Consider the following 24,521-nt stretch of genomic DNA (forward strand, 5'->3'; position numbering starts at 1 on the left):
AAAAGTGTAAAGTGAAAAGTATTAAGTCACATATTATTTTAATAAAAAATCAAGTTGTCTTGCCTCTTGTTTTTTGTCTCTTTTCTCTTTTCTCTTACAGTCAAGTCTCTACCGAAATCGACACCACAAATATTCGCATAGGAGAGCAGATATCGTACAAAATAAAAGTTGAAACAGACTCTACTAAAATTGTGGTTTTCCCAGAAGGACAGACCTTTTTGCCTTTAGAACTTGTAGAAGCATTAAAAATAGATACCACTAAAAGCGCCTCAAAATTTCATTTACTTCGTGAATATAAATTAACGCAGTTCGATTCTGGTTCTTACTACATTCCAAGACAAAAAGTTATTATTGGAGACAATTCATTTTTTACAGATTCTTTAAAGGTCGAGGTCAATACCATAGAAGTTGATACAACAAAACAAGGCTTATACGATATTAAACCAATCATAGACGTCGAAAAGACCAGCAGCCAATGGTGGTTATATCTTTTAATCGCTATCGCCGCTATTGCATTAGTTGCGTTTTTACTGTATTGGTTTATCTGGCGAAAAAAACCACTGACCGAGGAAGAAGAGATAGCGCTTTTACCGCCATACGAGCGCGCAAAATTGGCAATCGCAAAAATTGAAGAGAAAAATTACTTAGCACGTGACGATTTTAAGGGATACTATTCAGAACTTACCTTTATTATCAGAAAGTTTTTAGACGAAAAAGTCTATGACCGCGCAATGGAGAGCACTACAGACGAGCTTATCGAGCGCCTTCAACTTTTAAAAGACGGTAATCAATTCGCTTTTAAAAAAGATACAATTTCTAATATCCAAACTATTTTTAAACGTGCCGATTTGGTAAAGTTTGCTAAATCTAAACCAGATATAGAGCTTGCCAAACTGGATAAGCAAACTATAGAAAACGAATTAGAAAATGTAAGGCTAACACTTCCTGAGCCTAGCGAAGAAGAAAAGTTACTTAATCAGCAATACAAGGAAGCACAAGACCGAAAACAACGAAATCGTAAAATTATTCTAACAACAGCGATTTCATTATTTATCATCATTGCAACGTTTGTAGGATTTGGTGCCAAGTATGGTTTTGGCTACGTAAAAGACAAAATTTTAGGGCATAGCAGTATAGAATTATTAGAAGGCGAATGGGTAAAAAGTGCCTATGGAGTACCACCTATCTATATTGAAACACCTAAGGTTTTAAAGCGTCAAAATGTCGAGTTGCCTGAAGAAATGAAAGATAAGGTAAAGACAACAATCTTTGGTTATGGAAGTTTAATTGATGACTTTAATGTGCTCACATCTACATCAATAGTTGGACAGCCACAAGAAAAAGATGGTGAGAAACAAAAAATCCTTAATATTTCTTCTGTGATAGAAGGAAATTTAAAAACTTGGGAGGCAAACGGCGTTCGAAATATTATTACTAAAAATGAAGAATTTAAAACACCTAACGAAGCACAAGGTGTTAAGACCTTTGGTACAGCAGAGTTTCCTAAGTTAAAGGAAGGCGAATTTTACGAAGGCGAATACGTAATGCTAAGCTTTACAACCGAGCGCGTAATACAACAAGTGGTTATTGTATGGCGAGGTGATGACCCATATGCGAAAGAAATTGTTGATAGAATAATAGACTCTGTAGAGTTAAATCCTAATGTTAATCGCGAAGAAGAAACCAAATAATGTTAGAAAATATCGAATTTTTAAATAAAGAGTTTTTTTGGTTGTTGTTGCTACTTCCGTTGGCATTGGTTTGGTATTTTTTTAAAGTAAACAGGCAAACAGCAGAATTAAAAATATCGTCTGTTCAGGGTTTTAAGACGTCGAGTTCTTTATGGTCCAAATTAAAGCATCTGTTATTTGTACTTCGTCTCTTAGCTTTAGCGTTATTAATTACCGCTTTAGCAAGACCAAGAACGGTCGATATATCCACAAAGACAAAAACAACACGAGGTATCGATATTGTTATGGCTATCGATGTATCTGCAAGTATGCTTGCCAAAGATTTAGTTCCAGACAGATTAGAGGCATTAAAAAAAGTAGCAGCAGATTTTATAAACGGAAGGCCTAATGATCGCATAGGATTGGTAGAATATGCCGGAGAAGCATTTACCAAAACACCAATTACAAGCGACAAAAATATTGTGCTACGTTCCTTAAGAGATATAAAATACAATACCATTATAGAGCAAGGAACAGCAATAGGTATGGGTCTTGCGACTTCGGTAAATCGTTTAAAAGATAGTAAAGCAAAAAGTAAGGTTATTATTCTGCTAACGGATGGTGTAAATAACTCTGGATTTATTGACCCTAAGACAGCCAGTGAATTGGCAGTAGAGTATGGCATTAAAACCTATACCATTGGTTTAGGTACTAATGGTATGGCATTATCCCCAATTGGTATTCGTGCAGATGGTTCTTTTCAATATGGAAGAGCACCTGTAGAAATTGACGAAGATTTACTAAAAGAAATTGCAGATGCTACAGGCGGAAAATACTTTAGAGCCACTAATAACAGAAAATTAGCAGAAATCTATTCAGAAATAAATAAACTAGAAACTACCGAAGTAGAAGAACGTAAGTATTACAATTACGAAGAGAAATTCAGACCATTGGTGCTATTAGCATTGTTTTTAGTATTGCTAGAATGGGTTTTAAAACACACAATTTTTAGAAGCTTTGTTTAGATTAGACGAAAAAATATGGTTTTGGACATTGCTGATAATACCAGCAATAGCGTTGTCATTCTTACTTGTACAAGTTTGGAAAAAGTCTGCGCAGAAAAAATTTGCAGATTCGCAATTATTAAAGCGTCTAAGTCCAAACCAATCACTCTTTAAAAGTGTTTTAAAATTAGGGGTACTGTGCCTAGCTTTTGCTTGTTTGTCCTTAGCTCTGGTGAATCCAAAAATAGGAACCAAACTAGAAACTGTACGTAGTCAAGGTGTAGATATTGTTTTTGCTGTCGACGTTTCAAAAAGCATGTTAGCAGAAGATATTGCACCAAATCGTATAGAGAAGTCTAAGCAATTGGTTACGCAAATCATCAACAATTTGGCAAGCGATCGTGTGGGTATTATTGCATATGCAGGTAAAGCCTTTCCACAGTTGCCAATTACAACAGATTATGCAGCCTCAAAAATGTTTTTGCAGAATATGAATACGGACATGATGACCTCTCAAGGCACGGCAATTCGCGAAGCCATAGAATTGGCAAAGACATATTATGATGATGAAGAACAGACTAACCGAATTCTAGTTATTATTTCCGATGGAGAAGATCACGAAGGCGATGCAGCAGAAATTGCAGAAGAAGCCAATGAACAAGGCATACGCATATTTACCATTGGTGTAGGAAATGCAAAAGGAGGACCAATTCCTATAAAACGCAATGGTGTGGTTCTTAATTATAAAAAAGACAAAAACGGAGAGACCGTTATTACAAAACTTAACGAAGACACGTTAAAAGAAATAGCTGCTGAAGCAAACGGTGTTTACATCAATGGGTCTAATACAAACGAAGTTGTAGAAACTATTAAGAATTTACTAGATCAAATGGATAAGAAAGAATTTGAGTCTAAGCAAATTGCCGATTTTAAAGACCAATTTCAATGGTTTTTGGCATTTGGTATTTTCTTTTTGTTTATAGATATTTTCTTTTTAGAACGAAAAACAGAATGGCTGAAAAAGCTAAATCTCTTTAACGAGGAGTTTTAGTACTATTTTAACGCAATCAAAAATGAGCTTTAGTAATTTAGAGATGATGAAAAGGATAAATACTATGAAAACGAGTAGTCTAATTTTAGCGCTAATGCTATCGGTTTTTAGTTTTTCTCAGAATTTAGAAAAAGAACAAAAAAAAGCGGAGCGCAAGGCCAAAAATTTAGTCTACGAAGCCAATTCTTTATTACAAGAAGACGATTTTATTTCGGCAGAGATGGAATACAGAAAAGCCATTTCAGTACAAAAAGACAATGTCGTAGGCGCATACAATTTAGGAAACTCCTATTATAAAAAAGGCAACTATGATGAAGCATTATTTCGTCATCAAGAAGCGGCTAAAAATGCAACAACTAAAGAAGCAAGACATAAAGCATACCACAATATTGGTAATATTTTAATGCAGAGCAAAGAATGTAAAGCTGCGGTCGAAGCCTTTAAAAACGCATTGCGTAATAATCCTAACGACGAAGAGACCCGTTATAATTTTGCTTTGGCCAAAGAATGTGCTAAACAGCAACAAGACCAAGATGGCGGTGGTGAAGACGAAAAGAAAGACGATAAAAAAGAAGACCAGAAAGACAAGGATAAAGAGAAAGAAAATAAAGACCAAGAGGATAAGGATAAAGATAAAAAGGAAGAAGAAGGTAATAAGGATAAGAAAAAAGGAGATGATGAGAAAGATGAAGACGGAAAGCCTAAGGACGATAAAAAAGATGATGGCAATGGCGATAAAGAGAATCAGCAAAAGCAACCTAAACCTCAGCCAGGAAAAATGTCTCCGCAACAAATAAAAAACATTCTTGAAGCTATGAGTAATCAAGAGCAAAAAGTTCAAGAAAAAATTAATGCCAAAAAGCAAAAAGGCGCTCGAGTAAAAACCGAAAAAGATTGGTAATTACTTATGCCTATTTATATCAATAAACTATTAAAATTTCGAGCCACAGTCTAGAAATTTATGAAATTAACTAAGTACATACTATTACTAAACTTAATTCTAGCATCAAGTATTTGCTTTGCTCAAGTAAAATTTGAGGCAAAAGCGAGTAAAACAAAATTAGGTATTAACGAACGCCTACGTATAGATTTTGAGATGAATAAGGATGGCGATAATTTTGTGCCACCTAGCTTCAAAGATTTTACTGTTGTTGGCGGTCCAAATACGTCTGTAAGTAATTATTGGGCAAATGGTAAGCGGTCGTTTACCAAAACTTACAGCTATTTCTTATCGCCAAAAAAACAAGGAAGCTTCACCATAAAGCAAGCGCAAATAGAAATTGAAGGTCAGGTTTATAAAACGTTTCCAATTACCATAAAGGTAACCGAAGCGATAGAAAAACCTAAAGATCCTAATGACCCAGCTTATCTAGCCTCGCAAAACATACACCTCGTCGCAGAGGTATCCAAAACAAATCCTTATCTCAACGAAGCGATTACCGTTGTTTATAAATTATATGTAGCGTTAGATACTGGAGTTAATGGATGGAGAGACAAAGAAACACCAAGATTTAATGATTTTTGGAATCAGAATATAGAGGTTAAAGCTTTTAGACCACTAAGAGGGCAATATAATGGCGAAGAATATCAGTACGTTGTTCTAAAAAAATATGTTTTGTATCCACAGAAGACAGGGCAACTAAAGCTAGAACCTTACGTGTTAGATTTAACGGTAGAAGTACCTACCAGCCGCTATGATATTTTTGGAAACCGAATTGTTAAAAAAGTACCACAAACGATTACTGCAGGTAAGCGAACAATAAATGTATTGCCACTTCCTGAAGAAGGAAAACCAGCAGATTTCAATGGCGCTGTTGGGCTTTTTGAGCTCGATGTAACCACTAATAAAGTATCTCTAGATGCTGGTGAGTCACTCGAGGCTAAAGTGCAAGTTTCTGGTAAAGGAAACTTAAAGCTTTTTGAGTTACCCAAACTTACGCTTCCGAGCTCCTTAGAAGTCTATGAGCCAGAGCATCAAGAAAATATTCGGACAAATTTAGGAGGTATGCAAGGTCGAAGCCAAGACACCTATACCATTGTGCCTCAATACAAAGGAAAATATCCTATTCCTGCCGTGTCGTTTTCTTATTTTAATCCCGAAGCTAAAGCATACCGTACCTTAACGTCTAAAGAGATAATTATAGATGTAGTAAATGGACCGTCTTCAGTTGGCTCAGAAGCTAATACATCATCATCGACAGTTAAACAAGCTGTAACTACAAATTCTAACACTTTTGCTTTTATAAAGACCAAGTCTAATTGGATAGCTAAAAACAAGTTACCCTTTTTTAAGTCCACCTTATTTTGGTCACTCCTATTAGTACCGTTTGTTTTTATACCAATAGCAATTCTTGTAAGAAGAGGTCAAGAAAAACGAAACGCAGATGTTATTGGCAATAAGAGACGTAAGGCAGACCGATTAGCCAAAAAATATTTAAGCACCGCCAAGAAAGCTTTAGGTCAAAAAGAAGCATTCTACGTCGCACTAGAAAAAGCGTTTCATAATTACTTAAAAGCGAAATTACATATAGAGACAAGCGATTTCAATAAAGAAAAAATAGAAAGCTTACTTGTAGAGCGCAATGTCGATAAAGACACTGTGTCTGAATTTATTTCCATACTAGAAAATTGCGAGTTAGCGCGTTATACTCCGATAACGCAGGTTACTATGGAAAATGATTATCAGAAATCGGTTAAAACCATTGGCCAAATAGATAAACAAATACAATAGATGAAGCATATTCTTATCTTATTTATAATGTGTTTAAGTGTTTTTGTTAATGCTCAGAATGATGCACGCTTTAACGAAGGAAATGCACTCTATAATCAAGGAAAATATGCCGAGGCAATTAAAAAGTACGAAGCTATATTAGAAACTGAGGAACATTCTGCTGCATTATATTACAATTTGGCAAACGCGCATTACAAATTAAATAATATTGCACCAAGTATTTTTTATTACGAAAAGGCAAAACAGCTAAGTCCTAACGATAAAGAAATTCAAAATAATATAGGATTTGCTAAAAATATGACGGTAGATGCCATAGACGAAGTACCTGAAGTTGGTTTTTCTAGAATTTTTAATAATCTTGTTAATACATTCTCTTCAGATACTTGGTCTAAGATTGCTATTTCAGGTGTTTTGCTATTTGTGTTTTTGTTTTTAATGTATCATTTTTCAGAAGCAACAACGCAAAAACGAGTGGCATTTATTGTAAGTGCTGCTGGTATTTTTATAGCTGGTTTTTCTTTGGTTATGGCATTTCAAAAAAACAGTCTGCAAAAGAAAGATAATCCAGCGATTGTTTTTGCCCAAGAAACTCGTGTAAAAGCTAACCCTAATAAAACTAGCGAAGAAGTTTTTAGATTACACGAAGGTACCAAAGTACAGGTTTTAGAAACTTACAATAATTGGTATAAAATCGAAATTGCCGATAAAACTACTGGCTGGATTCCTTTATCTGATGTAAGATTATTAAAAGGATTTTAAAAAAATAATTACATTACAAGTTCTAAAATGTTATATTAGCTACTTATGATTAAGAGAGCTAACCATAGAATTGCCATGTTTTTTGCGTTATTGTTTGTTTCAATAGTTGCAGCGCCAGCAGTAATTTTGTCTATGGACGATGATGTGGATGTCACGTTTTTCTTTGGTGAAAATGAAGAAGAAGAAAAAGAAAACATCAAACTTCTTTTTGAAGAATGTTTTATTGAATCAGCTGGCAATAATTTAGCATACGTGGCAAATAACTTTGATGGTTATACTTTAAAAAATTATCCAAAACCTCACGTAAATATTATTTTTCCTCCTCCAGAGTATAAATAACTTTCTTTAGATTCACTAACTAAGTCCCCATAAGTAGGGAATTTTTCAATCACGTTTTGGAAACACTTCAAAACAAAATTATCATTACATATGTTTAAAACATTAAAATATGACGTGCCAGCGAGTATTGTCGTTTTTTTCGTCGCGCTACCTTTATGTTTAGGAATAGCCGTAGCCAGTGACGCACCACCTTTTGCAGGTCTAATTGCAGGAATAATTGGCGGTATAGTTGTAGGCGTAATTTCTGGCTCTCAAGTTGGAGTCAGTGGTCCGGCCGCAGGTCTCGCCGCAATTGTGCTAGCTGCAATAGCTTCCTTAGGATACGAAGCCTTTTTAGTAGCAGTAGTTCTTGGAGGTGTTATTCAAATTGTATTTAGTATACTTAAATTAGGTATTATAGGTTACTATTTTCCGTCATCCGTAATAAAAGGAATGCTTACAGGTATTGGTATTATAATCATACTTAAACAAATCCCACATTTTTTTGGTATCGATAAAGATCCAGAAGGAAATTTTGTGCTTTTTGGAAATGATAGTAATATATTAATGGATATTATTAGTGTTCCAGAAAATTTGGGAATTGGCTCTACAGTTATAGCACTAATCGCACTGGGTATTTTAATTTTATGGTCTCAGGTTTTGGTGCATAAGCACAGTATTTTTAAACTTATTCAAGGCCCTTTAGTTGCAGTTGTTATTGGCGTAATTTTCTTCCTCGTGACCCAAGGAACATCCATGGATATTGCTGGTTCTCATTTGGTAAAGGTACCAGTTCCAGATAGCGTAGATAGTTTTTTAGGACAATTTATTTTGCCAGATTTTAGTGTCATTGGTTCTTCCGAGGTTTGGGTAGTGGCCTTTACAATTGCACTTGTGGCGAGTCTCGAAACATTATTATGTGTAGAAGCTACAGATAAGCTAGACCCTGAAAAAAGAGTAACACCAACCAATAGAGAGTTATTGGCACAAGGTACAGGGAATATTTTGTCTGGACTAATTGGAGGCATACCCATAACTCAAGTAATCGTAAGGAGTTCTGCAAATATACAGTCGGGTAATAAAACAAAACTCAGTGCCATTATTCATGGTTTCTTTTTGCTCATTTCTATAATCTTAATTCCTAAAGTACTTAACATGATTCCGCTTTCCGTATTAGCAGCGGTATTATTTATTGTAGGTTACAAGTTAGCAAAACCATCCACCTTTAAAGCCATGTGGGCATCCGGTTGGAAACAATTTGTACCTTTTATTGCAACGGTATTAATTATTGTGTTTAAAGATTTGTTATGGGGAATAGGAATAGGATTAGCCATTGGTATTGTTGTTACATTATACCACAGTTTTAAAAACTCTCACTTTTTACACAAAGAAGGTGAAGATGTTGATGATGGTAAGATTAAAATGACTCTGGCAGAAGAAGTAACATTTTTTAATAAAGCCACTATATTAAAAGAATTAGATGCACTTCCAGAAGATACGTATTTAGAATTAGATGTTAGAAATACAACCTATCTGGATTATGATGTTATCGAAATTCTCCAAGATTTTGCCCATAAAGCGAGAGAACGAAATATTACCATAAAGCTAATCTCACAAAGAGGTGTCGTTGTAAACCCAGAGAGTTTTATTGAGTTTTTTAAACTTGAAAAAATATCATAACAATCCTTAAAATTATAATCATTGATGAAAAACATAGCAATCACAAAAGACATACAAAGTCAGTTAACACCAGATGCGGTTTTAAAAGACTTATTAGACGGAAATAATAGATTTGTTAACGGCAACTCTCAAGCTACAGACAATGCCGCTTTAGTAAATCAAACTACGGGCGGGCAATATCCAAAAGCAGTTGTTTTATCTTGTATAGACTCTCGTGTGCCAGTAGAAACTGTTTTAGACCAAGCTATTGGTGATATTTTTGTGGCACGTGTTGCAGGAAATTTCGAAAACGTAGATATCTTAGGTAGTCTAGAGTATTCTTGTAATGTCGCAGGAAGCAAATTAATCTTAGTCTTAGGTCATGAGAGTTGCGGTGCTGTAAAAGCAGCATGCGATGGCGTAGAACTAGGAAATATTACAGAGATGCTAAGCAAGATAATGCCAGCAGTTAAAAAATCGGCTGTAGAGGTTGATGGCGAAGCCAACTCATCTAACAAAGCTTTTGTTGCCAAAACTGTAGAAAACAATGTGTTATTAACGATGGAACGCATTCGTAAAAACAGTCAAATTCTCGCAGAAATGGAAGACAATGGTGAAATTAAAATCGTAGGAGGCGTTTACAGTTTACACACAGGAAAAGTAAATATGCTATAAGTTATATAATAACTTAAATAAACTAAAAAAGTCGCTTTACGCGACTTTTTTTATACTGTTTCTACCTCAGCTTCGTCGATTTCACTTTTTATAAGATTAGGAAAAATTATCGGAGCTAAGGATTTTACAGGCTCATAAAGGATGCTTTCTTCTAAATCGTCTTGCTCCATAAAAGGAAGCGTGTTATTCAATTTACTAAATACAATCAGTAGGATACTTAATATCAATCCTATTTTTAATGCGCCAAACACACCACCAAGCAATTTATTTAGCATACCTAAAGCAGCAAAGTCAGCCAACTTAGTAAGGGCTTTTCCCGCTAGACTTATGGTGAGTACTATAACAACAAATGTAACAGCAAAGGCAACAATATTAATTGTTTTTTCATTCCAATCTACTTTAGACTCTAAAAGCTCTGCAGCAAAATAGCTAAAGTGTATGGCGCCCCAAACACCCAAAACTAAAGCCACAAGCGAGGCAACTTCAACAAAGAGACCTTTCATGGCGCCTCTAATTAAGCCAAATAATAAAAGGGCTCCCAAAACAATATCAATTATGCTCATAATATTAGCGGTTTATATACATGTAATAGAATTTTTTAGATGCTATTCTTTAAAAAAGGAATGCCAAAATTCAAATATAGATTAACTTTGCCAATTCTATAACGTAATTATAGTAAAGTAAAGTATGGCAAGAGACGAACAGTTAAAAGAGCGATGGGATTTGGTAGTAGAAAAACTATCCAATCAATTTGCCGATGGCGATACTTTAGACCTAGACGCTATTATATACCTAATAGGCGTTCAAGAGCTTGGGCAAATACACCGCGAGTATAAAAAAGACCACAAGTTAGATTTAATGCACATTGCCATTTGTAAGCTTTTAGAGCCTTATGGATTCTATGAGTTCGATTTTGTAGATAATGATGGTTGGCCACATTATAAAGTAAAAGCACAACTCCCTCATCTTAAGGCTGGAGAGCAAAGTGTGTTGATGAAAGAAGCCATTGTCAACTATTTTGTAGAAACCGAGTATATAAATTAATTTTTGGGCGTTACACGCTTATTGCGCGGTCGGGCATTCGCCAGTCGCTTCCCGACGGCAGCGTCGGGAGAGCTCCAACAATGGCTCAATCCCTAACGCAAATCTCGATAAATTGATTAAATTTGCGGTCTCATTAGAAAGATACTGAACTAAATTCAGCATAAATGATAGATAAGTTAAAAGAACTCATTGCAGAAGCCGAAGCATTTACAGCACAATCTAAAGAAGAGGTTGAGCAGTTTCGTATTAAATATTTAGGCTCAAAAGGCTTACTTAAAGAGTACTTTGCAGAGTTTAAAAATGTAGCAAACGAGCAGAAGAAAGAGTTTGGGCAAACTATAAACCAGCTTAAGAAAACAGCTGAAGATAAGGTAAATGCTTTAAAAGAAGCGTTAGAAAGCCTAGAGGAAGACAACGGACTTTATGGTGACTTATCACGTCCGGGTGAGCCAATTGCATTGGGAGCACGCCACCCTATTTCTATTGTAAAAAATCAGATTATAGATATCTTTTCGCGTATTGGATTTAATGTAAGTGAAGGCCCTGAAATCGAGGACGATTGGCATAACTTTACAGCACTGAACTTACCAGAATATCATCCTGCGCGAGATATGCAGGATACGTTTTTTATACAAACAGATCCAGATATTTTATTGCGTACGCACACCAGTTCTGTGCAGGTGCGTTATATGGAAGAAAACAAACCGCCAATTCGTACAATTTCTCCAGGCCGTGTGTATCGTAACGAAGCTATTTCGGCACGTTCGCACTGTTTTTTTCACCAAGTAGAAGGTTTATATATAGATAAAGATGTAAGCTTTGCTGATTTAAAACAAACGCTACAATACTTTACAACGGAGATGTTTGGGAAATCTAAAATTAGATTACGTCCATCGTACTTTCCGTTTACTGAACCAAGTGCTGAGGTAGATGTCTATTGGGGTTTAGAAACCGAAACCGATTACAAAATGACCAAAGGTACAGGTTGGTTAGAGATTATGGGCTGCGGAATGGTAGACCCAAACGTTTTGGATAATTGCGGAATTGATTCTAAAGAATATTCAGGATTTGCTTTTGGAATGGGAATAGACCGTATTGCCTTATTACTACACCAAATTAGTGATATTCGTTTATTAAGTGAAAACGATGTGCGTTTCTTGGAGCAGTTTAAGTCAGCTTTATAAATAATAATAGTGGTGTCTTCGGGAGCCTCAGACACCAATAAGTAATTAATTTGGTCGCTGAGGCACTCGAAGCGACCTCTACATTCTTTTGAAAAAAGACATCAAAATACCAGAAGTAAAAGATGTATACATTGCTGTTGTGCAAGAGCAACATTTAGAATATAAAACTCTAGATTGGAATGCCTATATCATAAATAATACTGATAAAGATTTAGAAACTGTACTTATTGTTTCTCAAGGTTATAATGATAACAAAATGACGCCACCTATGCGTCATACAATTTCAAAATTGCCAGCAAGAAGTTTTGCAAAGGTTGAATATTTACAAGACAAAGTTTTGGAGCTTAACAATGTATTTAAAGTAACTTTTTTTGAGGGCAATCAAATGTTTGACAAATCATATACCTTTAGAAAAAACACTATTAATACAAAGGCGCTTCAAAAATTACCTTTAATGCAACTGAAAGGCGTTTTGGTAAAATAGAACCTATTAGTTAAGGACTAATCTAATCTAATCTAATCTAATTTCTCCGTTAATTTATTAAATACTTTCTTAGGATTTTTGTTTTCATAAAGAATCTCGTAAACGGCTTTTATTATTGGTAAACGCGTTTTTTTCATATTCTTCTCATTCAATAAATAGGCACTTTTAGCAGCGTAATAACCTTCGGCTACCATATTCATTTCCATCTGTGCAGATTTTACGGTGTAGCCTTTTCCAATCATGTTACCAAACATACGATTACGCGAAAAAACGGAGTAGCCTGTTACTAATAAATCACCCAAATAAGCTGAGTTATTGATGTTACGTTTCATTTTGTGCATCTTTTTAATAAAGCGTTTCATCTCGCGGATGGCGTTACTCATCAATACACTCTGAAAGTTATCTCCATAACCCAGACCATGTGCAATTCCAGCAGCAATGGCGTAAATATTCTTTAGCATTACGGCGTATTCAGTACCAATAATGTCGTCGCTGATTTTTGTTTTTATATAATCGCTAGCTAAAACATTGGCAATAGCTTGTGCTTTTACAGGGTCTGCACAAGAAATTGTGAGATAAGACAAGCGTTCTAGAGCAACCTCTTCTGCATGGCATGGCCCAGCAATAACGCCAATATGCTCAAAGGGAATGTTGTAATGGTCATGAAAATGCTCGCCTACTAACAATCCGCTTTCTGGAAGAATACCTTTTACGGCAGAAACTACAACTTTATCGGTAATATCTACCGTAAGTTTTTGTAGTTCGGCATGAATAAACGCCGACGGAATTACAAAAATCAATACATCTGCCCAATCAGCGATTTCGTTAATATCGTTACTGAGTTTTAATTGCTCGGTATGAAACTCAACCGAACTTAGATAACTAGGGTTGTGTTGTTCTTTTAAAATATGTTCTTTGGTGTAAACGCTTCGCATGTACCATCCTACTTGGTCAAGGTTTTCGCAAAGCATTTTTACAATAGCAGTTGCCCAACTTCCAGAGCCAAAAACGGCATATTTTGTAGTTTCGTTCATAAGGGTTTTTACTTCAATGTTTACCAAAAATACAAAAATAAAACGGCTTTAAAACCTACGTGATTACTAGGATTCTGAGTTTGGCACGCGTTTTGAAATTCTTTAAGTATAAATTTTTAAAACGTGGAATTATGAAGACATTAAAACTACTTTTCGGATTTGTACTAAGTGCAACACTATTAACATCTTGTGTTGTGGATGATGTGGTTATTGTTGATAATAATCCACAACCAATATCTTTAAATCAGTTGTTAAATTCATACGATTTATGGTATGTAGATGTAAATGCAACGCAAGGTTTTGGAGAAGTTCCTTTTTTACAAATAGCTTTTACGGTATCGTTTAGAAACGGTGTGTTATGGGCAAATAATAATTTGGTGGGTATAGGAAGTCAAGGTAACGGCTATGGCATACCAATTGGGTATTACGATACTATAGGGATGCAGTTAGATGTAGACCATGATTTAGACGGATACGACTCTTTCGATGTATTTCAAATAGATAATAACACGATTGAATTATACAATCCGTTTACAGATACCTCTTACTTTTTAGATGGTTACCAAAGAGCAAATTTCGATTATGATTTTGTATTCTATGATAACATTCACTATTTCTTACAAGAATATGAAGCTTGGGAAAAAACATTTACAAGCGAGTTTGGTGCTCTAAATGAGTTTGATAACGAGAACTACTTACAGTTTTTGGCTGCGGGTAACGATTCGGAATTTAGAAGCTCACAAGATGTAAATATCACTAACCCAAATAACATTTTTTGGGATTACACAGGTGTGTATAACGTTAACGATGTACCAGGGACATTGTACGATAAAACTTTAACACTAGATTATGACTTTTTCAGCAATGAATTCTTCAATCTTAGCGTTATTGATGATGGTACTATAGAGTTGCTACATGCAGCATCGGGTACAGTTTACGAATTTAGAGGTCGTGGTTACATTGAGTTCTTAAGAACAGAAAATGCTCAAGGCCGAATGGTACAACAAGAAAATACGCTTAAAAAACGTAAACAAAAAACGGTTAAGAAAGATAACCCAAGAACAAATACACGAAACATCTAATAATAAAGATAAATCGAAAATAAAATTAATCTAGATGTTCCGTGTGACATTTAAAAGACAATAAACAACACACACGAAGCTAAATTTTGGTTGGTTATTTAGTTTCAAAACGCTCAGTCGACATCTGTTGACTGGGCGTTTTTATTTTCCCAGAGTTTTGAATACAGCTTTAGAATTTTATATCAGAAATTTTTTCGTCTTTGTAATATAATTCATAACTCAAGCCTGTGTTTTTCACTAAAACAGTAAAGAATAACTCAGCTGTAAATTTTTTATAATCAGTTTCGCCGAAATAGACTATACTTAATTGAGGATTATCCTTTGTGCCAAAATTTACAGGTACTTCAAAATTGGTATATCCTTCTTTATTATAGTTATCAAAATAGTCTTTCTCCCATCTGTCGTAAGGTGGTCCAGTATCAATTTCTTTGCCTTTTTTATTATATATCTTACTTTTTCTGAATGGAATAAGTTCTGGTAATCCGACGAAGCCTGTATAACCTTTGTAATCTGCTAATCGATACCTTATCTTGTTAATAGTATCAACTAATGAGAAAGCACTAAGCTTCACTTTATTATCAGGTTTTGATTTTATTTTAGTCTTAATCATGACTTTTCTTAGTTCATTGCTTTTAACTTTCAATTGTCTGATTCCAACAATACTTATATTATCAACAAGTCTTGCTTTTTTTATAACTATTTCTATTCCATCTGAAGTTTTAGTTTGGGAATAGCAAATTGTATTTATTAAGAGAAATAATATTAAAATTCTTTTCATAGAATAAAAATGAAGATTTGAATTATTTTTCACCAAAAAACTTCTCCAAACCTTCAATATCATATGGCTTTGCAATAATTTTTTTGTTGGCATCTAAAACAAAATAGGTTGGAGTTGCCGCAATTGCAAAGGTTTGTACTAAAGGGTTTTCCCATTTGCCTAAACCAATACCATGAACAAAATCAGGGTATTTTTTAATTTCTTCAGACCAACTAACAGCATCGTTTTCTAGTCCGTAGGCAATGACTTTGGTATTAGAGACGGTTTTCATAAAGTCGTTGACTTTAGGTAGTTCTTTAAGACAATGACCACAACCGCTACTCCAAAAAATAAGCACGTAGTATTTATCTCCTTTTAGCTCGGATAATTTAAGAGAAGGCTCAGTTTGTATTTCAAAATCTGGCGCAACAGCACCCAATGATGTGTTTTTATAACTTACCAATTGCTGTTCTAAAATCTGATTTCCGGTTTCGGCGGCTAAGCTTAATAAGTAGTTGTCCGAAATATAATTGGCCATATCATGGTTTTCACGACGTTTAAATTCTTGCCATAATAATTCTAAGAGCTGCACTTGTATGTCCTTATCGCCTTTCTTTACGGCATTAGCCACAATATCTACATGAGCTTTGTAGGTGTCTAAATCTGTATTAGGCGAAAGACCAAAAACGAAACCGCTGACACGGTCGGTTAATAGGCTAGAACTTCTTAAAAAGTTGTCATTAAAATCTATATGCCTAAAAAAGTTGGCTTTTAAGTTTTTAGAATACGTCACCAAATCTTCATATTCAGAAGGCATGTATGGTGTGTTGGCTTTTATAAATTTCTGCACCAATTTACCTTCTGCTAAATCCTCGTATTGCTTTTGCGTGTCCTTTAGTGTTTCAAAAATTGATGAGAACGCATTTTTGTCCTTTCCGCCTTTAGCGTAAAAATTACTTATGGTTTGGTTAACGACGTCCATACTGTTGAGGTACGAATTCCAAAGCTTATTTTCGGACGACTCATTAAAATTTACACCTTCTTCAAGGCTAAAACTAAAATCAACATCCTCTTTACCATTATAAACCAAATCGAAATTATTTTCCTCTGGAGGAATAGCATAAACTATTTTGTAAATACCAGGTTTTGCATTTGCGTCGAGCGTTAGAGAAAAATTACCTAAACTATCGAGTTGTGCTCGATTTACATAGTTTGCACCTTCTGGCGTGGCTTCGTATAAAAACGCATAGGTGTAGTCTGATGCGGGAGAAAATGTGCCGCTAACTGTGTGCTGAGCAAAAAGTAAAGTGGGCAGTATTAAAAACGCAAAAAATATCTTTTTCATGAAAATTAAATTTTGAAGGTGTTGAGAAAACAACAACTATTGCGCCAATTTAAAACATTTTATTTTTTCTTAGATCGAATACTTTCAATAATTACAGTTGCTAAAATTAGACTTCCACCAATAAAGGTATTAGAAGTTGGTATTTCGTTTAGAAAAATATAGGCAATGATAATCCCAAAAATAGGCTGCGAACTCCCAATAATACTAGCTGTACTTGCCTTAAAATACTTTAGACTATTTACAAACATGGTATGTCCAATGGCAGTAGTTAATAAGGCTAAAAGAATAACAAAAGGGTACTGAGTAGAAATATTTGAGGAGTCGCCAATTAAAACTACAGGAATTAAAATAACGCTTATGATTGCCACTTGATAAAACATAAGCACAGTTCCATTATATTTTACAACCTGACCTTTTAACAATAAAATTCGGATAGCATAACAGACGGCTGAAAGCAGTCCAAAAAAGACACCTTGAAGTTGCGAACTTTTAAGATTAAATTCTGGCGCCAGGATATATACACCAATAATAACCAAAATGCCTAAAAATAAATGAACACTATCAAACTTTAGCTTAGAAAATAGCGGTTCTAATAGTGCAATAATAACGGGGAATGTAAATAGGGTTAGCATTCCAATAGCAACATTAGATAGTTTTAGAGCATAGAAATAGGTAATCCAATGTGCTGCCATAAAAAATGAAGCAATAATAAAAATACGTCGGTCTTTACCAGATTCAATTTTTAAAGAGAAGCCTTTGTATTTGCAAAAGATGAATAGGAAAACACCCGCTAAAGCAGAACGCCACCAAATGATGACGGGTGTTGGCATATCTATAAATTTACCTAATGCTCCCGAAGAACTAATAAAAACGGTAGCTATAGTAAGCCATAGTAAATTCTGAATATGGACGTTCTGTTTCATTCTATTTTCGAAAGCACTGCTAAAGCTTGCGATGTTGATTTAATATTGTCGAAAGTTAAAAGTAAACGCAGACCATTTCGGGTTTGTTTTTCTTTCATCTTACAATATTGTGGATGTTGTTGAACAAATTGCAGCACTTTGGTAAAATTATCGCTCTGATAGAACTTGCTTTGTTGGTCTTGGATAAAGTAGCCAATTAGCTTCCCTTTTTTCATGATGAGTTTTTCTAAGCCCATTTTAGTAGCTATCCACTTCAGTCTTACACTATCAAATAAATCTAAAACGGGTGTTGGCATTTCACCAAAACGGTCAATAATTTCGGACTCGAACTTTTGTAACTCCTCTTCGGTTTTTATCTCGTTGAGTTTGGTGTAAAGATTTAATCGTTCAGTAATGCTATTAACGTAGTCGTCTGGGAAAAGCAATTCAAAATCTGAATCTATGGTGACATCTTTAACGTAAGTTTTTGGCTTACCGTCATCTTTATACAAATCTGCAAATTCAGATTCTTTAAGCTCCTCTATGGCTTCATTTAAGATTTTCTGATAGGTGTCAAAACCAATGTCGTTTATAAAACCACTTTGTTCACCACCTAGTAAATCTCCTGCGCCACGGATTTCTAAATCTTTCATGGCAATATTAAATCCACTGCCTAACTCTGTAAATTGTTCTAAAGCTGTAATACGTTTTCGAGCATCTGTAGTCATTGCAGAATACTCTGGTGTAATAAAATAGCAGAACGCTTTTTTGTTACTTCGACCAACACGACCGCGCATTTGGTGCAAATCACTTAATCCAAAATTATTGGCGTTATTAATAAAAATAGTATTGGCATTTGGGACGTCTAAACCACTTTCTACAATGGTTGTACTCACAAGAACATCAAAATCACCATTCATAAAGGCAAGCATTAACTCTTCTAGTTTTTTGCCATCGAGTTGTCCGTGTCCAATTCCAATTTTTGCATCCGGCACTAATCGTTGTAGCATCCCAGCAACTTCCTTAATGTTTTCAATACGATTATGAATAAAAAACACTTGTCCGCCACGTTGTATTTCGTAACTAACCGCATCTCGAATTGTTTCTTCATTAAACCGAATCACATGGCTTTCTATCGGATAACGATTTGGTGGCGGTGTTGTAATTACGGATAAATCGCGTGCGGCCATCAAACTAAACTGAAGTGTTCTTGGGATTGGTGTAGCCGTTAAGGTTAGCACATCTACATTCTCTTTTATGGTCTTTAATTTCTCTTTTACCGCAACTCCAAATTTTTGTTCTTCGTCAACAATAAGCAAGCCTAAATCTTTAAACTTTACATTTTTATTAGCAAGTTGATGTGTGCCAATTATAATGTCAACAGCACCATTTTCTAGTCCTTCTAAAGTTTCGCGTTTTTGTTTCGCCGTTCTAAACCGATTAACATAATCTACAGTTACAGGAAAGTCTTTTAAACGCTCTTTAAATGTTCTAAAATGTTGATAGGCTAAAATAGTTGTTGGGACTAAAACAGCGACTTGTTTGCCATTATCTACCGCTTTAAAAGCAGCTCTGATGGCTACTTCGGTTTTACCAAAACCTACATCACCACATACGAGTCGGTCCATAGGCCTTTCGCTCTCCATATCGGCTTTAATATCTGCAGTAGAGCTCATCTGGTCTGGTGTGTCCTCGTATATGAAAGAGGCTTCAAGCTCGTGCTGCATATGGCTGTCTGGCGCATATTGAAAGCCTTTTCTCAGTTTTCGTTTTGCATAGAGTTTTATAAGATTGAAAGCAATTTCCTTTACACGAGATTTGGTCTTTTGTTTAAGCGTTTTCCAGGCTTTACTTCCTAATTTATAGACTTTTGGAGGCTTGCCATCTTTACCATTAAACTTGGTGATTTTATGAAGCGAGTGAATGCTTAAATACAACACATCGCGTTCGCCATAAACCAGTTTAATGGCTTCTTGTTTTTTGCCTTCGACATCTATTTTTTGCAAGCCGCCAAACTTTCCGATACCGTGATCTATATGCGTTACATAGTCTCCAATTTCGAGATTTGTGAGTTCTTTAAGCGTAATAGCTTGCTTTTTAGCGTAGCCATTTTTAAGATGAAATTTGTGATAACGGTCAAAAATTTGATGGTCTGTGTAGACCGCAATGTTATGTTCTGTATCAAGAAATCCTTGGTAAAGTGAAAGCACTATCGTTTTATAGTGAACGGCTTCATCCGAGTCATCAAAAATATCATGAAAGCGTTTGGCCTGTTGCTCGCTAACGCAGGCAATATAGTTGGTTATACCCTCATTATGATTATCATTTAAATCATCAATTAATAAATTGAATTGTTTATTAAACGAAGGTTGAGGTTTTGTGTGGAATTCAATGACATTACTACCCTGATTGCTTAGCATGGCAGAAGTCCCAAACTCAACTAAATTGTATTCTAAAAACTGACGTTTCAATAATTCCGAGTTGCAAAATAGCTCATTTGGTGAAGTATGCTTGATGTCATCAGAAAGCTCATGAAACGCCTCAACCGCTTTTTCATAAAAACTGTCAATTCTTGAAAATAATAAAGATGGATTCTTAGAAAATACCACAGTTTTTGAGGAGATATATTTTAAGAAACTTTCGCGTTTTTCCTCAATAAACTTATTGCCCACATTTGGTATAATGCTCACTTTTTTGATGCGCTCTGTTGAGAGTTGCGTTTCTACATCAAAAGTTCTAATGCTGTCCACTTCATCACCAAAAAACTCGATACGGTAAGGCTCGTCATGCGAAAACGAGAATACATCAATAATACCACCTCTAACAGAAAATTCGCCTGGTTCGGTTACAAAATCTACACGCTTAAATTTGTATTCAAACAAAACTTCGTTGACAAAATCAGGACTTAGTTCGTTGCCTACTGAAATTTTAAGCGTGTTTTTTTCAAGCTCCTTTTTGGTGACTACCTTTTCAAAAAGTGCATCTGGATAGGTAACAATTATCGCTGGTTTTTTTCTTGAGTTTATGCGGTTTAACACTTCAGCACGAAGTAGAACATTAGCGTTGTTTGTCTCTTCTATTTGATAGGGTCTTCGGTAGCTTCCAGGATAGAAAAGCACATCCTTATCGTTAATCAATTGTTCTAAATCGTTAAGGTAATAAGCGGCTTCTTCCTTATCGTCAAAAACAATTAAAAAAGGTTTGTCAGCACTTTTAAAAACTTCAGATATCACTATAGAAAGTGATGAGCCAACAAGACCTTTTAAGTGCGTTTTTCCTTCGGTTTGGGCAATAGAAGTTTGCAGATTTTGCGTTTGCAAAGTCTGTGCATAGGTTTGGGTAATTGTAGTTTTACTCAATGGCCTTATTTTGAGTGTGCAAATATAAAATTTTTAAGTCTTTATATATTTAAAAATCTTTTAATAGAATTATATTTGTGACGACTAAAAAAACACAAAAGATATATGTCATTTTCAGATTTATTCGAGAGCGGATTTCAAAAACGTAACCAAGACCATTTTGCAGCGATTGTAAGAGTTGCCATGAGCGACGGAATTATCAATGATGCAGAAAAAGCATTTTTAGACAGATTGGCTACACGACTAGATATTAACGAGCATGATTATAAAGAGATTCTTAAGGATTATGCATCTCATCCAATAAATGCACCACATTCCTACAACGAGAGATTAGAGCGTTTGTACGATTTAGCACGTATGGTTTGGGCTGATCATATCGAAGGACCTAATCAAGTTGCTTTATTAGAGAAGTTATGTATTGGTTTAGGTTTTAACCAAGATAATGTAAAGTACATTGCAGATAAGGCCTTAACTTTGGTACACTACGAGGTAGACTTAGACGAGTTTACTGAAAAAATGAAGAATATGAATCAGTAATTATAAAGTACGGATTATAATATAATAAGCGGTTGCCGAAATTTTTGAAGCACCGCTTTTTTATGCGTTTCGCATAAATTCTTCAGCTTTTTCTACCATATTTTTACTTCCACAAATAAAAGGCACACGCTCATGAAGTTCGGAAGGTTGAATATCCATGATACGTGTAAATCCATCACTAGCTTTTCCGTTTGCTTGTTCAGCTAAAAATGCCATTGGATTACATTCGTATAATAACCGTAATTTTCCTTTAGCATTCATAGAACTTTTAGGGTACAAATAAATACCACCTTTAATCATATTTCTATGAAAATCTGAAACGAGAGAACCAATATATCTTGAGGTGTAAGGTCTGTCGCCTTCTTCCATTTGGCAATACTTTATATAATCTTTTATACCCTTTGGAAAATGAATATAATTACCTTCATTAACAGAATATATTCTGCCGTTTTCAGGAAATTGCATGTTTGGATGCGATAAATAGAAAGAACCAATAGCAGGGTTTAACGTAAAGCCATTTACACCATGTCCAGTCGTATAAACTAACATTGTAGAGGTCCCATAAACCACATAACCAGCAGCCACTTGCTGATTGCCTTTTTGTAAAAAATCCTCAATAGTAACAGGTGTTCCTACAGGAGTTACTCTTCGATATACAGAAAAAATTGTCCCAACAGAGACGTTAACATCTATGTTAGACGAACCATCGAGTGGATCTATTAAAACCACATATTTGTTTTGGTGATTTTCGTCTTGGCTATTAATAGATATAAAATCGTCTTCCTCTTCACTGGCAATGCCACATACAATATTTCGTTTGGTCAAGGTTTTTATAAAGGTATCGTTGGCGTAAACATCTAGTTTTTGCTGATCTTCGCCCTGTATATTTGTATCTCCAACAGTGCCAATAATGTCCACTAAACCAGCCTTATTTACCTCGTGATTCACCACTTTAGCGGCGAGTCTTATGGAGTTAATTAGCCGAGACAGTTCTCCTGAAGTATATTTGAAAGCAGATTGATTTTCAATAATAAATTCACCAAGAGTTTGGTTACGATGGGACATGAAGCAGATTTTTAATAATTTGAAACAAATATCGTTTTTTTTTACAACTATAACGTTTTCGTAATTGAAATTATTTAAACTAATATGTGCTTTTAAGTTATATTTGAAAACCTATTAAGTATTCAGAATGAATAAACCAAGACGCGCTACCAAAGATGATATGCCAAGAGTTTTAGAACTTATTAAAGAGTTGGCAATTTTTGAAAAAGAACCCGACGCTGTTATCGTAACTACAGAACAGCTTGTTAGAGATGGTTTTGGACAACAGCCTAAATTTGTATGTTTCGTAGTGGAAATCGACGGCACTATTGAAGGGATTGCTATGATTTATCCACGATATTCGTCTTGGAAAGGAGAGGTAATTCACCTTGAAGATTTAATTGTATCTCAAGCCTCTAGAGGTAAAGGTCTAGGTACCTTGTTGTTAGATGAAGTAGTGAAATACGGCAAGCAAAAGGGTGTAAAACGTATTTCATGGGATGTGTTGGATTGGAATGAACCAGCAATTAAATTCTACGAACAAAAGGGCGCTAATGTGATGCGTGACTGGGATATTGTACAAATGGATGAGACTGCTATTGATAACTATTTAGCTAAACTTTAATGAAAGTATTCAAATTTGGTGGTGCATCGGTTAAAGATTCCAAGGGTATTAAAAATGTGGCGAATGTACTACAAGAGGTAGGTTACAGCAATACACTCGTTGTGGTTTCCGCTATGGGAAAAACAACAAATGCTATGGAAATTGTTGTAAAAAACTATCTCGAAAATCCATCAGAATTTCAAGGTGCTCTACAAGACGTTAAAAAGTTTCATAACGAAATTTTAATAGACTTATTTGAGAACGAAAGGCATCCAGTCTTCGGAGCTGTGAAAGCGTGTTTTACAGAGTTAAGTAGTTTCTTTAAAATCAATAAATCTCCAGATTACAATTTTATATACGACCAAGTCGTTGGCTATGGCGAGCTTCTATCTACAACTATAATTAGTTTCTATCTTCATGATATTGGACTAAAAAACAACTGGCTAGACGTTCGTAATTTTATTAAAACAGATAATTACTATCGCAGAGCAAATGTCGATTGGGAGAAAACGCAATATCTGATTAGCAAAGATTTTAACCAAAATGTTTTAAACATAACTCAAGGATTTTTGGGGAGTGATACTAATAATTTTACCACCACACTAGGTAGAGAAGGCAGTGATTATACCGCGGCGATTTTTGCCTATTGTCTTAACGCAACCAATGTTACTATCTGGAAAGACGTGCCTGGTGTATTAAATGCAGACCCGCGTTATTTTAAAAATGCCACGTTGCTTAAACAAATTTCTTATAGAGAAGCTATAGAGTTGGCTTTTTACGGTGCTTCGGTTATTCACCCGAAAACGCTTCAACCTCTGCAACGCAAGCAAATTCCGTTGTATGTAAAATCGTTTTTAAACCCAACAGAAAAAGGGACGTGCGTTAGTAAGGGTAAAAATTTAGAACCAGAGATTTCCTGCTTTATAGTTAAAAAGAATCAAGTTTTAATTTCGTTATCATCACTAGATTTTTCCTATATCGTAGAAGAAAATATTAGCGAAATCTTTAGTCTGCTTCATCTTTATAAAATGAAAGTGGATGTTATTCAAAATTCGGCAATTAGTTTTTCAGTATGCCTAGAAGATACCTATAATAATCTAGAGAAATTACTGCAACATCTAAAAGCGAAATTCAAAGTTTTATGTCACAACAATGTTAATCTTTACACTATTAGGCATTATACACAAGACGCGATTACTGAATTAGAAAAAGATAAAGCGGTTTTATTAAAACAGTTAACTCAAGAGACTGTGCAAATCGTTACTAAATAAATAATAT

The 24,521-nt window shown here is 35.0% G+C and carries 23 protein-coding genes; 16 read left to right on the plus strand and 7 right to left on the minus strand.

The genetic code is table 11. The features are described from left to right. The first annotated feature begins 11 nt into the window (after positions 1 to 11). The 9 genes from DFQ05_RS08900 (at position 12) to DFQ05_RS08940 (ending at position 9,867) form a co-directional block, all read left to right on the plus strand. Positions 12 to 1,691, plus strand: coding sequence for a hypothetical protein (locus tag DFQ05_RS08900; protein WP_132705030.1), 1,680 nt, complete (start codon positions 12 to 14; stop codon positions 1,689 to 1,691). Further along, positions 1,691 to 2,695, plus strand: a complete 1,005-nt coding sequence (locus DFQ05_RS08905) for a vWA domain-containing protein (RefSeq protein ID WP_132705031.1) — start codon at positions 1,691 to 1,693, stop codon at positions 2,693 to 2,695. The genes DFQ05_RS08900 and DFQ05_RS08905 overlap by 1 nt, the downstream gene beginning before the upstream one ends. Further along, positions 2,688 to 3,725 carry a VWA domain-containing protein gene (locus tag DFQ05_RS08910; protein ID WP_132705032.1) on the plus strand — a complete coding sequence of 346 codons (1,038 nt, stop codon included), beginning with the start codon at positions 2,688 to 2,690 and terminating at the stop codon, positions 3,723 to 3,725. The genes DFQ05_RS08905 and DFQ05_RS08910 overlap by 8 nt, the downstream gene beginning before the upstream one ends. Before the next feature lie 64 nt (positions 3,726 to 3,789). After that, the gene (locus DFQ05_RS08915) at positions 3,790 to 4,626 is read left to right on the plus strand and encodes a tetratricopeptide repeat protein (RefSeq protein ID WP_132705033.1); all 837 of its coding nucleotides are present in this window, start codon (positions 3,790 to 3,792) and stop codon (positions 4,624 to 4,626) included. Positions 4,627 to 4,686: 60 nt separating this feature from the next. Further along, positions 4,687 to 6,456, plus strand: a complete 1,770-nt coding sequence (locus DFQ05_RS08920; RefSeq protein ID WP_132705034.1) for a BatD family protein — start codon at positions 4,687 to 4,689, stop codon at positions 6,454 to 6,456. Further along, positions 6,457 to 7,215 (plus strand): tetratricopeptide repeat protein, encoded by a 759-nt coding sequence (locus DFQ05_RS08925; protein WP_132705035.1) that lies wholly within the window; start codon positions 6,457 to 6,459, stop codon positions 7,213 to 7,215. Positions 7,216 to 7,260: 45 nt separating this feature from the next. Further along, on the plus strand, positions 7,261 to 7,554 hold the full coding sequence (locus DFQ05_RS08930) for a hypothetical protein (protein WP_132705036.1): 294 nt from the start codon (positions 7,261 to 7,263) through the stop codon (positions 7,552 to 7,554). Positions 7,555 to 7,644: 90 nt separating this feature from the next. Then, on the plus strand, positions 7,645 to 9,213 hold the full coding sequence (locus DFQ05_RS08935) for a SulP family inorganic anion transporter (protein ID WP_132705037.1): 1,569 nt from the start codon (positions 7,645 to 7,647) through the stop codon (positions 9,211 to 9,213). A gap of 24 nt (positions 9,214 to 9,237) precedes the next feature. Continuing rightward, a complete protein-coding gene (locus DFQ05_RS08940) occupies positions 9,238 to 9,867 on the plus strand; it encodes a carbonic anhydrase family protein (RefSeq protein WP_132705038.1) in 630 nt (209 codons plus the stop codon). 50 nt (positions 9,868 to 9,917) lie between these two features. Here the strand turns inward: DFQ05_RS08940 and DFQ05_RS08945 are convergent, their stop codons facing one another. Next, the gene (locus DFQ05_RS08945) at positions 9,918 to 10,430 is read right to left on the minus strand and encodes a CvpA family protein (protein WP_132705039.1); all 513 of its coding nucleotides are present in this window, start codon (positions 10,428 to 10,430) and stop codon (positions 9,918 to 9,920) included. A 124-nt stretch (positions 10,431 to 10,554) separates the two neighbouring features. Between DFQ05_RS08945 and DFQ05_RS08950 the strand changes: the two genes are divergently transcribed. The 3 genes from DFQ05_RS08950 to DFQ05_RS08960 all read left to right on the plus strand — a co-directional run bounded on the left by DFQ05_RS08950 (position 10,555) and on the right by DFQ05_RS08960 (position 12,579). Then, positions 10,555 to 10,911 (plus strand): hypothetical protein, encoded by a 357-nt coding sequence (locus tag DFQ05_RS08950; RefSeq protein ID WP_132705040.1) that lies wholly within the window; start codon positions 10,555 to 10,557, stop codon positions 10,909 to 10,911. A 164-nt stretch (positions 10,912 to 11,075) separates the two neighbouring features. Beyond that, positions 11,076 to 12,095 carry a phenylalanine--tRNA ligase subunit alpha gene (gene pheS, locus DFQ05_RS08955; protein WP_132705041.1) on the plus strand — a complete coding sequence of 340 codons (1,020 nt, stop codon included), beginning with the start codon at positions 11,076 to 11,078 and terminating at the stop codon, positions 12,093 to 12,095. An 88-nt stretch (positions 12,096 to 12,183) separates the two neighbouring features. Continuing rightward, positions 12,184 to 12,579 carry a hypothetical protein gene (locus DFQ05_RS08960; protein ID WP_132705042.1) on the plus strand — a complete coding sequence of 132 codons (396 nt, stop codon included), beginning with the start codon at positions 12,184 to 12,186 and terminating at the stop codon, positions 12,577 to 12,579. Positions 12,580 to 12,611: 32 nt separating this feature from the next. Here the strand turns inward: DFQ05_RS08960 and DFQ05_RS08965 are convergent, their stop codons facing one another. Continuing rightward, entirely contained in the window at positions 12,612 to 13,613 is a 1,002-nt protein-coding gene (locus DFQ05_RS08965) for an NAD(P)H-dependent glycerol-3-phosphate dehydrogenase (RefSeq protein ID WP_132705043.1), read from the minus strand. 131 nt (positions 13,614 to 13,744) lie between these two features. Here DFQ05_RS08965 and DFQ05_RS08970 point away from each other — a divergent pair, with 131 nt between their 5' ends. Then, on the plus strand, positions 13,745 to 14,695 hold the full coding sequence (locus DFQ05_RS08970; RefSeq protein WP_132705044.1) for a nicotinic acid mononucleotide adenyltransferase: 951 nt from the start codon (positions 13,745 to 13,747) through the stop codon (positions 14,693 to 14,695). A gap of 169 nt (positions 14,696 to 14,864) precedes the next feature. On the opposite strand, the gene DFQ05_RS08975 is transcribed toward DFQ05_RS08970, so the two are convergent. From DFQ05_RS08975 to mfd, 4 genes are read right to left on the minus strand one after another with little or no spacing between them, the layout of a single operon-like run. Then, a complete protein-coding gene (locus DFQ05_RS08975; RefSeq protein ID WP_158281902.1) occupies positions 14,865 to 15,473 on the minus strand; it encodes a hypothetical protein in 609 nt (202 codons plus the stop codon). Between the two features lie 22 nt (positions 15,474 to 15,495). Beyond that, positions 15,496 to 16,797: a TlpA family protein disulfide reductase gene (locus DFQ05_RS08980; protein WP_132705046.1), complete on the minus strand. Its 1,302-nt coding sequence runs from the start codon at positions 16,795 to 16,797 to the stop codon at positions 15,496 to 15,498. Between the two features lie 59 nt (positions 16,798 to 16,856). Then, positions 16,857 to 17,720, minus strand: a complete 864-nt coding sequence (locus tag DFQ05_RS08985) for a DMT family transporter (RefSeq protein ID WP_132705047.1) — start codon at positions 17,718 to 17,720, stop codon at positions 16,857 to 16,859. Further along, the gene (gene mfd, locus DFQ05_RS08990; RefSeq protein ID WP_132705048.1) at positions 17,717 to 21,058 is read right to left on the minus strand and encodes a transcription-repair coupling factor; all 3,342 of its coding nucleotides are present in this window, start codon (positions 21,056 to 21,058) and stop codon (positions 17,717 to 17,719) included. Before mfd ends, DFQ05_RS08985 begins: the two co-directional genes overlap by 4 nt. A 105-nt stretch (positions 21,059 to 21,163) precedes the next feature. Here mfd and DFQ05_RS08995 point away from each other — a divergent pair, with 105 nt between their 5' ends. After that, positions 21,164 to 21,595, plus strand: a complete 432-nt coding sequence (locus DFQ05_RS08995) for a tellurite resistance TerB family protein (RefSeq protein ID WP_073085116.1) — start codon at positions 21,164 to 21,166, stop codon at positions 21,593 to 21,595. A 60-nt stretch (positions 21,596 to 21,655) separates the two neighbouring features. On the opposite strand, the gene fbp is transcribed toward DFQ05_RS08995, so the two are convergent. After that, on the minus strand, positions 21,656 to 22,660 hold the full coding sequence (gene fbp, locus DFQ05_RS09000; RefSeq protein ID WP_132705049.1) for a class 1 fructose-bisphosphatase: 1,005 nt from the start codon (positions 22,658 to 22,660) through the stop codon (positions 21,656 to 21,658). A gap of 127 nt (positions 22,661 to 22,787) precedes the next feature. Between fbp and DFQ05_RS09005 the strand changes: the two genes are divergently transcribed. Together DFQ05_RS09005 and DFQ05_RS09010 are read left to right on the plus strand one after the other, a co-directional pair. Next, positions 22,788 to 23,264 (plus strand): GNAT family N-acetyltransferase, encoded by a 477-nt coding sequence (locus tag DFQ05_RS09005; protein WP_132705050.1) that lies wholly within the window; start codon positions 22,788 to 22,790, stop codon positions 23,262 to 23,264. Next, positions 23,264 to 24,514, plus strand: coding sequence for an aspartate kinase (locus DFQ05_RS09010; protein ID WP_132705051.1), 1,251 nt, complete (start codon positions 23,264 to 23,266; stop codon positions 24,512 to 24,514). Before DFQ05_RS09005 ends, DFQ05_RS09010 begins: the two co-directional genes overlap by 1 nt. Positions 24,515 to 24,521 lie beyond the last annotated feature (7 nt).

Source organism: Winogradskyella wandonensis (genome assembly GCF_004346845.1).
Lineage (GTDB): Bacteria > Bacteroidota > Bacteroidia > Flavobacteriales > Flavobacteriaceae > Winogradskyella > Winogradskyella wandonensis.

Excerpts from the sequence above, each read along its gene's own strand:
- DFQ05_RS08945 (WP_132705039.1), bottom strand. The coding sequence starts at position 10,430 with ATGAGCATAATTGATATTGTTTTGGGAGCCCTTTTATTATTTGGCTTA.
- DFQ05_RS08975 (WP_158281902.1), bottom strand. The coding sequence starts at position 15,473 with ATGAAAAGAATTTTAATATTATTTCTCTTAATAAATACAATTTGCTAT.
- DFQ05_RS08935 (WP_132705037.1), top strand. The coding sequence starts at position 7,645 with ATGTTTAAAACATTAAAATATGACGTGCCAGCGAGTATTGTCGTTTTT.
- DFQ05_RS08930 (WP_132705036.1), top strand. The coding sequence starts at position 7,261 with ATGATTAAGAGAGCTAACCATAGAATTGCCATGTTTTTTGCGTTATTG.
- DFQ05_RS08965 (WP_132705043.1), bottom strand. The coding sequence starts at position 13,613 with ATGAACGAAACTACAAAATATGCCGTTTTTGGCTCTGGAAGTTGGGCA.
- DFQ05_RS08940 (WP_132705038.1), top strand. The coding sequence starts at position 9,238 with ATGAAAAACATAGCAATCACAAAAGACATACAAAGTCAGTTAACACCA.
- DFQ05_RS08970 (WP_132705044.1), top strand. The coding sequence starts at position 13,745 with ATGAAGACATTAAAACTACTTTTCGGATTTGTACTAAGTGCAACACTA.
- DFQ05_RS09010 (WP_132705051.1), top strand. The coding sequence starts at position 23,264 with ATGAAAGTATTCAAATTTGGTGGTGCATCGGTTAAAGATTCCAAGGGT.
- DFQ05_RS08950 (WP_132705040.1), top strand. The coding sequence starts at position 10,555 with ATGGCAAGAGACGAACAGTTAAAAGAGCGATGGGATTTGGTAGTAGAA.
- DFQ05_RS08915 (WP_132705033.1), top strand. The coding sequence starts at position 3,790 with ATGAAAACGAGTAGTCTAATTTTAGCGCTAATGCTATCGGTTTTTAGT.
- DFQ05_RS08985 (WP_132705047.1), bottom strand. The coding sequence starts at position 17,720 with ATGAAACAGAACGTCCATATTCAGAATTTACTATGGCTTACTATAGCT.
- fbp (WP_132705049.1), bottom strand. The coding sequence starts at position 22,660 with ATGTCCCATCGTAACCAAACTCTTGGTGAATTTATTATTGAAAATCAA.
- DFQ05_RS08995 (WP_073085116.1), top strand. The coding sequence starts at position 21,164 with ATGTCATTTTCAGATTTATTCGAGAGCGGATTTCAAAAACGTAACCAA.
- DFQ05_RS08925 (WP_132705035.1), top strand. The coding sequence starts at position 6,457 with ATGAAGCATATTCTTATCTTATTTATAATGTGTTTAAGTGTTTTTGTT.
- DFQ05_RS08920 (WP_132705034.1), top strand. The coding sequence starts at position 4,687 with ATGAAATTAACTAAGTACATACTATTACTAAACTTAATTCTAGCATCA.
- DFQ05_RS09005 (WP_132705050.1), top strand. The coding sequence starts at position 22,788 with ATGAATAAACCAAGACGCGCTACCAAAGATGATATGCCAAGAGTTTTA.
- DFQ05_RS08980 (WP_132705046.1), bottom strand. The coding sequence starts at position 16,797 with ATGAAAAAGATATTTTTTGCGTTTTTAATACTGCCCACTTTACTTTTT.
- pheS (WP_132705041.1), top strand. The coding sequence starts at position 11,076 with ATGATAGATAAGTTAAAAGAACTCATTGCAGAAGCCGAAGCATTTACA.
- DFQ05_RS08905 (WP_132705031.1), top strand. The coding sequence starts at position 1,691 with ATGTTAGAAAATATCGAATTTTTAAATAAAGAGTTTTTTTGGTTGTTG.